General features: G+C 69.3%; 4 protein-coding genes. 2 read left to right on the top strand and 2 right to left on the bottom strand.

Features of this window, described 5'->3' with window-relative positions; genetic code table 11:
• Positions 1-151: 151 nt before the first annotated feature.
• The gene (locus tag RBA41_RS08165; RefSeq protein WP_306622904.1) at positions 152-2,422 is read right to left on the bottom strand and encodes a hypothetical protein; all 2,271 of its coding nucleotides are present in this window, start codon (positions 2,420-2,422) and stop codon (positions 152-154) included.
• Between the two features lie 3 nt (positions 2,423-2,425).
• The gene (locus RBA41_RS08160) at positions 2,426-3,211 is read right to left on the bottom strand and encodes a hypothetical protein (protein ID WP_306622902.1); all 786 of its coding nucleotides are present in this window, start codon (positions 3,209-3,211) and stop codon (positions 2,426-2,428) included.
• 174 nt (positions 3,212-3,385) lie between these two features.
• Here RBA41_RS08160 and RBA41_RS08155 point away from each other — a divergent pair, with 174 nt between their 5' ends.
• Together RBA41_RS08155 and RBA41_RS08150 are read left to right on the top strand one after the other, a co-directional pair.
• Positions 3,386-3,580, top strand: coding sequence for a DUF3606 domain-containing protein (locus RBA41_RS08155; RefSeq protein ID WP_306622900.1), 195 nt, complete (start codon positions 3,386-3,388; stop codon positions 3,578-3,580).
• 304 nt (positions 3,581-3,884) lie between these two features.
• On the top strand, positions 3,885-14,342 hold the full coding sequence (locus RBA41_RS08150; RefSeq protein ID WP_306622897.1) for an Ig-like domain-containing protein: 10,458 nt from the start codon (positions 3,885-3,887) through the stop codon (positions 14,340-14,342).
• Positions 14,343-14,347: the final 5 nt, after the last annotated feature.

The raw sequence follows: 14,347 nt of genomic DNA, 5'->3' as shown, positions 1-14,347 counted from the left end.
GCGGGGCGGCCACGATCCTGTCGATCCCAACCATTTCCTTGCGGCAGATTGGCCCACGCATGAACATGCCCGGCTGCACGCGATGGCGGCGTTGTCCAGGCACAGGGGCGCGCTGATGCCGGCCAAACGATCGGCGCATGTTCAGGTCGCGTCAATAATAGTACTTGGTGGCCTTGGTCCATTTACTGGCCGGATACAGCTTATGCGCCACCTCATACGCTTCGCGCGAGTACCGTGCCCGCAATTGTTTTTCCTCGGGTACGGCGGTGCCGTACGGGCACTCCATGCGGGTCGATGCGACCAGGAAGTGCAGCGCTTTCGGTGCCTCCTCGTCCACCGGCCTGGTGCGTGCCCACTCCAGCAGGGCGGGCGCCAGGAACTCGGTGCGCAGGGGCAAGCGCAGCAGCATCTCTTGCTCCCTGGCCGCTTCCGCCGTGCGCTGCGCACCGAGGAAACGCGGCGCCGGCATCACCACGTGCGGCGCCACCGGCGGCCGGCCCGCCGTCCCGGCGCAACCCCAGTAGCGCGACTTGTCGTCCTTGTCGATTACCGACGGCTGCAGCTCGGGCGTGTTCACCAGAATCAGCGCGCCAGCGAGTCGACGTCCGGGGCCGCTCGCCGCCTTGCGGTAGCGCTCGTACAAATGCGCGGTGCTCTTGCGCGTTTTAGCCACCGCATCGAGCAGCCCGAGCGCGGTGTCCTCGTCGTTGAAAAGGAGCGCGCGCGTGAGCATGGTTTCCTGCAGCATGGGCTTCCACGCCGGCGGCAGCAGCGGATGCTTGAGCAGCACCTTCAGTTCCGCCATCGGCAGATGGCGCGAGACGGCGATGCCGAAGTCCTCATCGGTCTCTGCGGCATCCGCCGTGGCCGCCGCATCGATGGCCTCGCCCCGCTCGACCGGATCGGGACGGCGCCGCGCCGCCTTGAGGAAGTCATCCACCGTGCCGGCCGACACCATCTTGAGCGCGAGAAAGCGGTTGGTGGTGGCCACCGACATCTGCTTGCCGTAGGCCGACAGCAGGCGGTCGATATCCTTGTCCGCGCGCTCGGCCTGCTGTTCGAGCAGCGCCAGGCGCGCCAGGTGGTATTGCAGCGTCTGGTACAGTGGATGCGAGGCCGGCACGGCGGCTGCCGCCTTGCGCTCGGCCGCCGTCAGCTCGTTGGCGCGGGCCATGGTGAGCAGCGGCGCCAGCCAGAGTGGCTCTCCCTGCTTGAGCCAGCTCTTGCGCAGAGCGTCGATGGCGCCGGCGCGCTGCCGGGCCTGGTCCACCGACACGTCACCCGACCCGAGTCCGGCCTGCATGCTGGCAATCCAGGCCGTCATTGGCTCCGTGGCCGCGAGGGCGCTGTTCGGCTGCGTATCCATCATCTTGTCCATCAACACCAGATAGTCGCTCAGCATGCGCGGGGTATCCGGACCGAACGGTTCCTTGTCGAGCGCACGCGCCAGCGCGGCCAGCCGTTCGGCCGGGTTCAGGCGCGCCTCGACCAGGGTCACCATTTGCCGGGCCGGGCCGGGCGCCTGGGCCAGTGCATCGAGTTCCTGTTTGGCCTGCGCCAGCGCCTCGACGCGCTCGCGTGCCGCCGGCTGCTTCTCGCGCAGCGGATAATCCAGCACGGCCTTGCGGATCAGCGTGCGCGCGGCCAGGTAAGGCGCCAGCGCCTGCCATGGCGACTTGGGCTGGCGCGCGATCGCCTGGAATTGCGTGCGCGCCAGATCGAAGTTGCGCGCATAGAAATTGGCCGCGGCCGTCTGGTAGGCGTGGTCGTCCCTGAGCCAGTCCGGTGCGTTGGCCGGCAGCGGCGGCGGCAGCTTGACCACGCGTTTCGGCACCGGCTCGCCGAATCCGTGCGGCGGCTCTTCGCAGTTCGAGAACACCGCGTCCTGTCCCTGGAGCCACAGCTTGAACCAGGCATCGGGCTTGCCGCCCGCACCCAGGCGCGCGCGGGCGGCCATGGTGACGCCGGCCTGCCTGAACGCATCGGAATGGCAATTCAGATAGCTCTCGCTGTCGGCGGTGTCGGCGCTCGCGTCGATCCGGAGATCGGCCGGCAGCGCCGCTTGCGCCGCGTACGGCGCGCGCGCGGCCAGCCAGGTATCCGCGCTGTTTTTCTCGGGGTCCACGCCAGCCCATTCGCTGGAACGGCCCACGTGCCAGGTATTGAGGCCCAGTGCCGCCACCTGCTGCCTGGTCAGCGGCCGCCCGCGGGCGGCCTGGTACGCCAGGTAGTGGTACACGCGCCAGTAACTGCCCGGCACCACGCCCAGATTGCCGGAGGCGAACAGCTCGGCGTTGGCGGGCTGGAATTCGGAGGCGAAGCGGTTGGTCTGGAAGTCGTCGCCGCCGCTGGCCGAGGCGGGCAGGGTTGCCACCCACAGGAGGGCGGAGGCGAGGAGGGAACAGGTGCGGGATAGGCGCATGGCTTATGGTCTCGATGGAATGGATGAACGGGGAGCGCTGCGCAGCGCCTGCCAGCGGGCGGCGCTCCAGGCTTGCGGTGAAAAATAGTAGTGGCGGCCTTCACGCACCGCCATCATCGGTTCGTCGGTGGAAAAGCCGATGGCCGCGCCGCAGCGCGCGCGGGTAAAGCCGCGCTGCTGCAGCAGGCGGGCCCGCAGGGCGTGCTGGTCGGCTCCCATGCGAAAGGCCATCGGCACCACTTCGTCGGCGGCGATATCGTGCAGCCAGTAATCGTCCAGGCACCACGAGGCCAGCGCCGTGACCGACAGCGCGATGGCAGGGTCGAGACGGGCGCGGATGGCGCCGATGGTGCGCGCCAGGAAGGGGCGCTGCGAGCGGCGCACTTCGAAGTCGAGCTGCACCACCTGGCGGTTAGCGCGTCCGGCCAGGCGCAGCAGTTCGTCGGCGACGCGCCGGCTCTGGGCCTCGCTCAGCGCCGGCGGCTGGCGCCACGACATATCCACGTGCAGCACCGGCACCCGCGGCGCGCTGGCCGCCAGCAGCAGCGGCGCGGCGCGCCGGTACACCAGCGCTTCGTCGCCCTGCAGCAGCACGGTCGAGGCAACATAGGCCACGCCGACCCCGGCGGGCAGCCAGCGCAGGTCTTCCGGCCTCTCCCACGCCCAGATCATGTGGGCGGGCAGGGCGGCCAGTGCCGGATGGACAGGGGGCCGGCTGCTGGCGCTGCTGTCCATCCTGAGCGTCAGCAGCGCGAGAGAACTCAACAGTAGCGCTAGTGGGCGTCGCATGGTCGGTCGTGGCAGCATGATGAGGGCGGTATCTTACTCCGAGTTAGTCCGAGTCGCCTTGCCTTGTGAAAACTGCCCGGCGGCGCCATGCGTGCGTCATCGAACGGAGCTTGCCGGTGCTTGGTGCCAAGCTGTCGGACACGGACGCACTACCGCGCCACACCGGAGAACACCATGTCAGACAATCCGCTCGAACCGAATCCGCAGGACTACGACCGCATCAACGTCAATGTGGAGGCGGAGCTGGCCTACTGGACCGGCCAGTTCGGCGTCACCCGCGCGCGCCTGGCCGACGCCATTGAACAAGTCGGCCCGCGCGTGGTCGACTTGCAGAAATTCCTGGGCATACCGGTCGTCGGCACCGACTAAGCAGACCGCCGCGGCGGCAACCAACGCCGCTGTCCCCTGTCTTGCGCCCCCCGCCGCCAGCCGCGCGGCCGGGCGTTTTGCCACGTCCGTCCGCCATCCCATGCTGCACCGCAGCGCCACGATATCAAACTGGCAAATCCGTATGGCGTACGCGACAGTATTGCCAAAAACGTCGAGTCACACCACTGTATCCCACAAAATCTACGCTATATTTGTTTCCGTTGACACCCAACAAACCGTGTCCAGATTTTTGACCAGTCCGCCATCCGCGCGTGTGACCGGTCCCTTTGAAACGGAATCTCCGATGTCGACGAACCGCACGCCCGGCCTGAAGCGCCATGTTGAATTGTCCGCACTCGAACCGCGCATGTTGTTCGACGGGGCAGCGCTGGTAGCCTGGGATGCGGCCACGGCAGCGCCGCAAGCGCCACCGCCGGCCGACGCGCCCGCCGCAGCCGGACCGGTCCAGATCGTCTTCATCTCGCCGGAAGTCGCCGACCCGGCGCAGATCCGCCAGGCCTTCGGCGCGAATGCCGAAGTGATCGAGCTGGCGGCCGGGCGCGACGGCATCGACCAGATCAGCGACATCCTCGGCGCCCGCCAGGACGTGGCCGCCATCCACCTCATCTCGCACGGCTCGGACGCGTTTATCGCGCTGCCCGGCCAGGCGCTTACCAGTGCCACCCTCGACGCGCGCGCCGCCCAGGTGGCCGCGTGGTCGCACGCCTTGACTGCCGACGCCGACATCCTCGTCTACGGTTGCGATGTCGCCGCCGGCCAGGCCGGCGTGGCCCTGGCCGAGCGCCTCGCCGCGCTCACCGGCGCCGACGTGGCCGCCTCCACCAACGACAGCGGCGGCACCGCCGGCGCCGACTGGACGCTCGAATACCGCACCGGTGCGATTGCCGCCCCGGCCCTGTTCAGCCCCGGCCTGGGCGACGGCGCCAGCTATGCCAACCGCCTTGCCACGATCAACCTGTCGGGCTCCACCGGCTGGACCACGATCATGAAAGGCCCGGTGCGCGATCCCTTCAACGATACCCAGGCCGGCGCGGCCGACACCGACATCATCGGCGACGCCACCCACGGCTCGCTCTACACCGCCTACGACGACAAGGGCACGACGGCCACCGGCGACGATACGCTGGTGTTCCGCATGCGCATCGACAACCCGACCAGCGTCACCAATTTTTCGGGCGTGGCCATCGTCGGCATGGATGCCAACCGGGACGGGCGGGTCGACCTGTTCTTCTCGGTCGATGGACGCAACAACGGCCAGGCCGTGCGCCTGCTCGACCCCGGCACCGGCGCCAACATCTCGCCGAATACCACGTCCACCTCGGCCCTGCCGACCGGCTGGCTGCCGAACAATGGCGTGTACGCCTTCTCGCCATCCAACTATTCCGTGGTGGCGGTGTCGGCCGCAACAGATTCGGACTGGGCCCCGGCCGCCGTGCCCGCGCCCGGCAGCAGCAACAGCAACCTGACCGGCGCCAACGGCACCGACGTGTTCATCAACTGGCGCGTGCCGATCGCCGACATCGCCATCGTGCTGGCCAAACCATCGGCCACCGACCGCAGCGGCGTGGCCGGCCCGCGCGGCGCCGGCGGCATTGCCAACTACGGCAAGGACACGGTGGTGCAGTACATCAGCTTCACGCAAACCCAGACCGGTCCCATCAACGGCGACCTGAACGGGGTTGGCGCGGCCTACGACAAGAACGCCACCTTCGCCGCCCTGGGCGCATTCACGTCACCCATGTCGGCTGCCAATCCGGTGCCGGACGGGCTGTCGATCACCATCAACGAGCCGGTCGGCGATGGCAAACTGGCCGGCGCGCCGGGCGCCACGGAAGCTGCGGCAGTCACCCTGTCGGGCGGCACCAAGGCCGCGGCCGGCGCCACCGTCAGCCTGGTCATTACCGACAGCGGCGCTGGCACCACCAATGCCAGCGCCACCGTCGTCGCCGGCGTCAACGGGCTCAATACCTGGAGCGTATCGAACGTCAACCTGTCCGGCCTGGCCGAAGGTACGCTCAGCGTGGCCGCCTCGGTCACCGAAAGCGGCAGTACCGCGACCGATACCGCTACCGTCCTGCTCGACAAAACCGCGCCGCTGGTTGCCATCAACCAGCTCGCCACCACCACTGCCGGTACGCCGACCCTGAGCGGCACCTCCGACCTGCCCGACGGCGCAGTCGTGACCTTGACGCTCGACCCGGACAACAACCCCGCCACCGCCAACGTGCTGTACCAGGTGGTGGTGGCCGGCGGCGCCTGGACCCTCAATACCGCCACCGCCACGCCGCTCTCGGGCAGCCTGCCCGCTGGCGGCCTGACGCCGGCCACGAGAATCACGGCCTCGGCCACCGACGCCGCCGGCAATGTGGGCAACGCGGTCGGGCTGAACCGGCCCACCGTGACCAGCCAGAGCACCGGCTCGACCAGCCCGACCATCGGCGGCAGCTGGACCAACTTGGCCGGCGACACGCTCACTGTCAAGCTGTACACAAACAACGCGGGCAATCCCGGTACCTTGCTGGCCACGTACAGCCTGGCCCCGGCCGGCAACAGCTGGAGCGTCGACCTGGCCAGCGCCATCAAGGACGGCGGCGGCACCGTGGGCGCGCTCGCGCCCGACCAGACTTACCAGATCGTGGCCGAGGTCACGCGCGGTGGCGCCACTGTGGCCGACACCACCAGCGGCGAGCTGGTGATCATCGGCGGACCGAGCATCGATATCGTCGACAACGATGGTGTCAACGACGACAACGTCACTGTCACGGTGCCCAAACCCACCTTTGCCGGCACCTCGTCGGTGCTGAGCGGCTTCATCACGGTATCCATCGACCCGGCCGGCAATGGCACGGCCGACCGGATTACCTATTCGGTGCAGACCGATGCCAGCGGCAACTGGAGCCTGGACACCAGCGGCCCGTTGCAGCCGGTAGCCGGCGCGATGCCGGTAGCGGGCCTGTCGGGCAGCGCGGTGGTGGTGGCCAGCACCCCGCCCGACGCGAGCGGGCAGAGTGCCAGCAACACGCAAAACCTGAGCGTGGTCATCCCGGGCATCACGATCGGCAGCGCCGCCAACAACCTGACCGGCATCGAGACGACCATTGCCAACGGCGGCAGCCTTGCCGACATCATCACCGGTGACGGCATCTTCAACATGGCCGAAGACGATTCCGTCATCGTCAGCGGCACCACGACCAACGTGGCGCAGGGCAGTTCGGTGATCATCACCATCTCGGACGGCACGCTCGACTACACCAAGACCGCCGTGGTGGCCGCCAACGGCACCTTCACGCTGCTGTCGTCCGGCGCCGGCACGGCCAACGACGGCAACGCCTTCAATCTGTCGGGCCTGAACAGCGCCGGCCTGACCGTGACGGCGACGGTGCTCGGCACCAGTGCGCAAAAGGCCATCATCCACGACAAGATCGCACCGCAGATCGTGCTGACCACGCCGTCGATCATCAAGACCAGCTCCCCGGTCGTCACCGGCAACGCCAACCTCCCGGCCGGCTCGGTCATCTCGCTCGTCACCGACTTTCCGCAAACCGGCTTGAGCGCGACGGTCGACGCCAACGGGGATTTTTCGACTACGCTGAGCCTGAGCAGCAACGGCACCGTGAAGATCACCGCCTCGTCCAGCGCCACCGACCTGGCCGGCAACAAGGTCGCCAACGCGGAACAGACGGTGGCCTACCAGACCCCCAACACCAGCCCCCCGGTCGTGACCATCCTGACCATCAGCGGCACCAGCGGCACCGACACCACGCTCACCAGCGGCGATATTCTTGGCGGGGTGACGATTGGCGGCACCTTCGCCAATACCAAGACAACGGCCAGCGGCGCGCTGACGCTGTCGATCACCGACGGCGTGCACACCAAGACCAATGCCGACAGCGGCGTCACCCTGACCCGTAACATCAACGGTACCTGGAGCGCCGTGCTGACCGAGGCGGTGGTCAAGAGCTTCAACAACGGCCCCCTGATCGTGAAGGCCCAGCTGACCGATACGGTCGGCAGCGGCGCCGGCACCTTCTACACCGTCTCGGACGTGACCCAGCCGACGCTGCTGCTGGTGACCGGCACGCCGTCGGTCAGCATCACCGAGGTGGTCGATGCCAATGGCCTGATCAACGCCACCGAGGACGACAGCGTTGCCATCCGCGGGCGCGCCGTGAACGCCGCCGGCGGGGAGGTCAAGGTCACCGTCTCCGACGGCGACAACGCCACCGTCGACCCGACCGCCACCGCCACCGTGGCCGACGACGGCAGCTGGAGCGTGACCGGCATGAACCTGTCGGCCCTGAACGACGGCACGCTGACTGTGGCGGCCGTGGTCGACCCCGACCGCAACCCCGCCACCAGCGACAGCGCCAGCACCAGCACCACGACCGTGCATGACAAGACCGCGCCGGTGCTCAACATCACGGCGGCGGCCAGCGTGGCCAATAATCTGCCCCTGATCACCGGCACCAGCGCCGGCCTGGCCGCGGGTGCCGCCGTTACCGTCACCATCAACAGCGACCGCACCGGCGCCGTCGAAGCGACCTACAGCACCACGGTGCAGGCCGACGGCAGCTGGCGCGTGCAGTCGGCCATCCCGACCCCGGCCGACAGCATCATCATCGCCACCGCCAGCGACCCGGCCGGCAACGCCGCCAGCGTGGTGGCCACGTCGATCATGGCGATCAGCCCGGACAGCGGCACGCCGGCCGACTTCATCACCAACCAGCGCAACCTGGCCTTCAGCGGCAGCGCCGCACTGGGTGCGACCGTCACGCTGCGCCTGAATGGCGCCGTGATCGGCACGCCAGTGGCGGACCCGGTCACCGGCGTGTGGACCTTCAATTTCAGCGCCACCTCGCTGGCCAACGGCAGCTACACGCTGACCGCCGCCACCACCGTCAACGGCAACGGGGCGCTCAGCACCCAGACCATCGTCATCGATGCCCAGGCGCTGGCCATCGGCGGCATCAGCGACGACAGCGGCGCCGGCGCCGACTTCCTCACCAGCGACACCACGCTGGTGTTCAACGGCAGCGCGACAAGCGGCGCCATGGTGACCGTGACGCTGGAAGACGCCAGCGGCGCCGAAGTCTTCCGCCAGCTCGCCAGCGCTGCCGGCGGTGCTTGGTCGGTCGACCGCACCCTCGATGCCGCCCTGGGCGACGGCAGCTACACCCTGCGCGCCGCCGTCACCGACGCTTCCGGCGTCACCAGCACCGTCAGCCGCGCGATCGTGATCGACACGCGCGCTGACATCGGCATCACCACCAACTACAAGACGGCCGATACCAGCCCGGTCTTGCGCGGCACCACCGATATCGAAGCCGGCCGCGCGATCGCGGTCGATGTGGCCATCGTCGGCGGCGGCACCCTGAGCTACACCACCACGGTGGAGCCTGACGGCACCTGGAGCGTCGATACCGGTGTCGCGGTCCCGGCGGGCAGCGGCGGGCCGGTAGCGTTGTCCAACGGTGCGCAGCTGACCATTACCGCCAGCGGCACCGACCTGGCCGGCAACAGCGCCAGCAGCAGCAAGGCGATGGTGATCGACATCGCCGCGCCGGTCATCGCCATCACCACCGAACTCGATTACACCGGCAGCAATACCCCGAACGGCATCCTGGTCGCCAGCGAAGACACCAGCGTAATCCTGCGCGGCTCCACCAGCGGCGTGCCGGACGGCGCCACCCTGTCCATCACCATCACCGACGGCGTTACCACGCTGGCCGACACCGCTAGCGTCAGCGCCAACGCGTGGCAGCTGGCGCCGGCCAACCTGCGCGGGCTGGCCAACGGCACCATCACCGTTACCGCCACCTACCTCGACGCGGGCGGCACTCCGTACGTCGCGGTGGCCACCGTCCTGCACGACAAGAGCATCGCCGGCGCCAACGCCGCCATCGACAGCATCAGCACCGACAGCGCCATCGCGGGCGACTTCATCACCTTCGATAACACGCTGCTGTTCCGCGGCAGCGCGGCACCGGGCGCGCTGGTCAAGCTGGTGATGAGCGGTCCCGGCGCCGGCGGCAATGTGTTCGCCAACGGCCTGACCGTCACCGCCGATGGCGCCGGCAACTGGAGCTACGACTTCCAGGGCAGCACGCTCGCCGACGGCAGCTACGCCTTGAGCGCGCAGGTCGGCGTCGGCGCTATCGCCACGCAAACGGTGGTCGTCGACACCACGGCACCGAATGGCCAGGTGAGCGTGGCCCATCCGCTGGTCACGTCCGACAGCACGCCGCAAATTTCCGGCAGCGTCACCCTGGGCGCCGGCGAAACGCTCGCTGTCACCGTCAACGGCAAGACCTATCTTGCCGGCGATGGCCGCCTGAGCGTCACCGGCGCCACCTGGACGCTGGCCATTCCCGAGGCCGACGCCCTCACGCCCGCCAGTGCCGGCGCCGGCTTCGACGGCGTGTACCAGGTGGTGGCGACCATTCGCGACGTCGCCGGCAACGTCCTGACCGACAGCAGCAGCAACGAGCTGACCGTGCAGGATCTGGCCGCGCCGGTGATCGACCTGGCGCCCTCGAACGGCGCCACGCGCGATCGCAGCGTCGCCAGCATCAACGGCGGGGCGGTCAGCCTGGACGATGGCGCCGATCCCCTGACCCTGGTTGAAGCGAGCGACCGGCTGATGCGCCTCACGCTGGCCGTGGGCGGCCTGGCGGGGGCCGACGGCGCCAGCGAGAAGCTGGTGTTCGGCAGCACCGTGGTAGCCGCCGACGGCAGCGACAGCGTCACGACCCGTACCGACATCATGGTCGGCGGCGTGCGCGTGAATCTTTCTTACGCCGCCGGCGTCTTTTCCATCCAGCGCTACGATTTCGCCGCCATGAGTGCAGCCGAAGCCCAGGCCGTGGCACGCGATATCAGCTATCGGAACGATGCCGGCGCCGCCTCGACACTTGGCGCGCGCACGTTCGCATTCAGCGCGCGCGACGATGCCGGCAATGCCGCCGCCAGCGCCACGGCCACCGTCAACGTCAGCATCAATGCCAACGTGCCGGCGCAAACGGTGATTATCACCAGCATTGCCGACGACGTGGCGCCGGTCATCGGCACGGTGGCCAACGGCGGCGCCACCAATGACGCGGCGCCGGCGCTGGCCGGAACCATCTCGGCCGCGCTGGGCGCCAACGAGGTCGTGGGCGTGTACCGCAATGGCGTGCGGCTTGGCGACGCCACCGTCAGCGGCATCGGCTGGACCTACGCCGACAGCGGCCTGGCCGACGCTACCCACAGTTACACCGCGCAGGTGGAGAACTCGCTGGCCGGCACGGCTGGCACGGCATCGGGCGCATACGTCATCGTGCTCGATACCGGCGCGCCCGCGCAAAACGTCACGATTGTCTCGATGACGCGCGACAGCGGCACGCCGGGCGACTTCATCACCACCGACGGCGCCGCCGGGCGCACCGTGACCGGCACGCTGGGAAGTGCGCTCGCCAACGGCGAGGTGCTGGAATTGAGCTTCGACGGCGGCGCGAACTGGGTCGTGGCCAGCGTCGACGGCACCGGCTGGACGGCGCTCGACGCCGGCGTCCACACCGGCAACTGGACCATCACCAGCCGCATCGTCGATGCTGCCGGCAATACGGGTGGCGCGGCCACGCAGAACGTGGTGCTGCAAGGCGCTGGCGGCACCAGCGTGGCCATCACGGCGGTGACCGATGACGTGGCGCGCGTCACCGGCATCGTCGCCAGCGGCGGCGTCACCAACGACAATGCGCCGGCCATTTCGGGCACGCTGTCCGCGCCGCTTGGCGCGAACGAGGTAGTGTCCTTGTTGCGTGACGGGGTCAAGATCGGCAATGCAAGCGTCAGCGGCGCCACCTGGAACTTCACCGACAGTGCCCTGGCCAACGGCGCCACCTACAGCTACACCGCGCGCGTCGACAACACCGCTGCGCCGTCGACCGGCACGCCATCGAACGCCTACACGATCGTGGTCGATACCGCTGCGCCGGCGCAGGGCGTGGCCATCGCCGCCATGACGCGCGACAGCGGCATTGCGGGCGACTTCATCACCAGCGATGGCGCCGCGGGCCGCGTGGTCAGCGGCACGCTGACGGCGCCGCTGGGCAGCGGCGATGTGCTCGAAATCAGTCACGACGGCGGCGTCACCTGGAACGCCGCAAGCGTGACCGGCAGCGCCTGGGCAAGCACCGACAGCACGGCGCATGCCGCCGGCTGGACCATCTCGGCGCGCATCGTCGACAGCGCCGGCAATGTCGGCCCGGCCGTCAGCCGGGACGTCATTCTGTCCGGCGCGCCCGTGCAGACCGTGGCCGTTACCGCCATCGCCGACGATGTCGCGGCGCTGACCGGCACGGTCGCGAGCGGCGGCGTCACCAACGATACCGCGCCTGGCGTGAGCGGCACCATATCGGCGCCGCTGGGTGCGAACGAAGTACTGGCGGTGTACCGCAACGGCACCCGTATCGGTAACGCCAGCGTGCTGGGTGGCGCCTGGAGCTTCGCCGATGGCGGCCTGCTCGACGGCGCCAGCTACAGCTACACCGCCCAGGTGGAAAACCTGGTCACCACGCTGGCGGGCAGCGCTTCCGGCGCTTACGCGGTGAGTATCGACGCCAGCGCACCGGCGCAGGGCGTCGCCATCGTGGCGATGACGCGCGACAGCGGCATTGCCGGCGACTTTGTCACCGGCGACGGCAGCGCGGGACGCGTGGTGACGGGCACCTTGTCGTCGGCGCTGGGCACCGGCGAGGTGCTGCAGGCCAGCTTCGACGACGGCGCGAGCTGGGTCGTGGCCAGCGTCAGCGGCACCGGCTGGTCCGTCCTCGATGCGGCTACCCACGGCGCCAACTGGACCATCACGACGCGCATTGTCGACGCGGCCGGCAATACCGGCGGCGCCGCGGCGCGCGCGGTGCTGCTGCAGGCCGACCCGGTGCAGGCAGTCGGCATCAGCAGCATCACCGACGACCTTGCGCCTACGATCGGCTCGGTGGCCAGCGGCGGCACCAGCAACGACACCACGCCGCTGCTGGCCGGCACGCTGGCCCTGGCGCCGGGTGCGAACGAGGTGGTGGCGGTCTACCGCAACGGCACGCGCATCGGCAACGCCAGCGTCAGCGGCGCGGCATGGACGTATGCCGACAGCGGCCTGGCGGACGGCGCCACGTACGCCTACACGGCGCGTGTGGAAAACAGCGTCACAGGTATCGACAGCGCCGCCTCGGCCCCGTACAGCATCACGATCGACCTGGGTGCGCCGGCCCAAAGCGTGACCATCACGGCCATCCTTGACGATGTCGGCCCCGTGACCGGCACCGTCGCCAACGGCGGCGCTACCAACGATAGCGCGCCGGGCGTGAGCGGGGCGCTGTCCGCGGCACTCGGCGCGAATGAAGTGCTTGTGGTGTACCGCGACGGCGTACGCATCGGCACGGCCAGCGTCACCGGTACCGCCTGGAGCTACGCCGACAGCGCCCTGGCCGATGGCGCCAGCGTCAGCTACACGGCGCGCGTGGAAAACAGCGCGACCGGGCGCGCCGGCGCAGCGTCAGCCGGCTACGCGCTGCGCATCGATACCAGCGCGCCCGCGCAAACCGTCACCATCGAGACGATGGAACGCGACACCGACGCCGCCGGCGACTTCATTACCAGCGATGGCGGGGCAGGGCGCACCGTCAGCGGCACCGTATCGGCACCGCTGGCTGCCGGCGAGCTGCTGGAAGTGAGCTTTGACGGCGGCGCCAGCTGGGTGCCGGCGACGGTCAGCGGGACTGGCTGGAACGCGCCTGACACGGGCGCGCACGGCGGCAACTGGAGCATCGTCACGCGCCTGACCGATGCCGCCGGTAACGCGGGCGGCGCCAGCACGCGCGCCGTCACGCTGACCGATACCGGCATCGTCTTTACGCCCGATACCCTGCCGGCAGCCGAACCGCTGTTGGGCGCCGATGCAAATTCGACCGGCATCACTGCGCCTGTCGCACCCGTCATCGTCGCCGCGCCCGTGGCGCCGGATGCCGGGCCTGCGCAGGCGCAAGGCCCGGCGCCGCTCGACAGCGCGGTGCTGGCGCCGGGCGTGCCGCTGGTGGCGTCCGGCGTGCCGTCGCCGGTGCTGGCGAGCGGCTTGCGCGCCACTGGCCTGCTGACGCAGGAGCCGGTACCCGTCAGCGTGTTCGAAATCGAGACCGGCAACACCGTGACCGGTACCTCGCGCGTGGGCGAATCGTTCAACGTGAGCGACATCGGCGCCGGCTTCTCGATCAATGTGCGCCAGGCTGACGGCAGCGCCGCCGACAAGGATACGGTGCGGCTGGTCTCGGCCGTGGTGCGCATCGACGATGGCCTGGTGCCGCAGCGCGACCGGCTGGCCGTGACCGTCTCCTCGCCCAACATTACTTCGGTATTCGACGCCGCCACCGGCACCATGGTGCTGAGCGGCGGCGCCTCGGTGACAGAATACGAGAAAGTCATCCGCGGCCTCAAGCTGCGCGACGCCGATGGCAGCGACGTCAAAGCCAAGCGCACGATCCGCTTCACCATCAAGTCGGAAGCGGGCCAGGTCCAGCAGGGTGCCAAGGAGTATCGGGGCCCCGAGGCAGCGCTGGAGGGGGCACCGCCACGGCCTGGCGGTAGCGCCGATGCGGGCGAGGCTGCGCGCCCCGGCAAGACCGGTCTGGTGGCACAGATCGCCAATGCGCACGCCCGGCAAACGCAGGGACGCGACCAATTGCTGGCGCTTGCCGCGCGCCAGCGCTAACTCCG

Source organism: Massilia scottii (genome assembly GCF_030846495.1).
Lineage (GTDB): Bacteria > Pseudomonadota > Gammaproteobacteria > Burkholderiales > Burkholderiaceae_D > Telluria_A > Telluria_A violaceinigra.
Note: the sequence above shows the minus strand (reverse complement) of the source record. Positions and strands in the feature narration are given on the sequence as shown.

Coding starts and splice junctions, on each gene's coding strand:
- RBA41_RS08165 (WP_306622904.1), bottom strand. CDS start 2,422: ATGCGCCTATCCCGCACCTGTTCCCTCCTCGCCTCCGCCCTCCTGTGG.
- RBA41_RS08160 (WP_306622902.1), bottom strand. CDS start 3,211: ATGCGACGCCCACTAGCGCTACTGTTGAGTTCTCTCGCGCTGCTGACG.
- RBA41_RS08155 (WP_306622900.1), top strand. CDS start 3,386: ATGTCAGACAATCCGCTCGAACCGAATCCGCAGGACTACGACCGCATC.
- RBA41_RS08150 (WP_306622897.1), top strand. CDS start 3,885: ATGTCGACGAACCGCACGCCCGGCCTGAAGCGCCATGTTGAATTGTCC.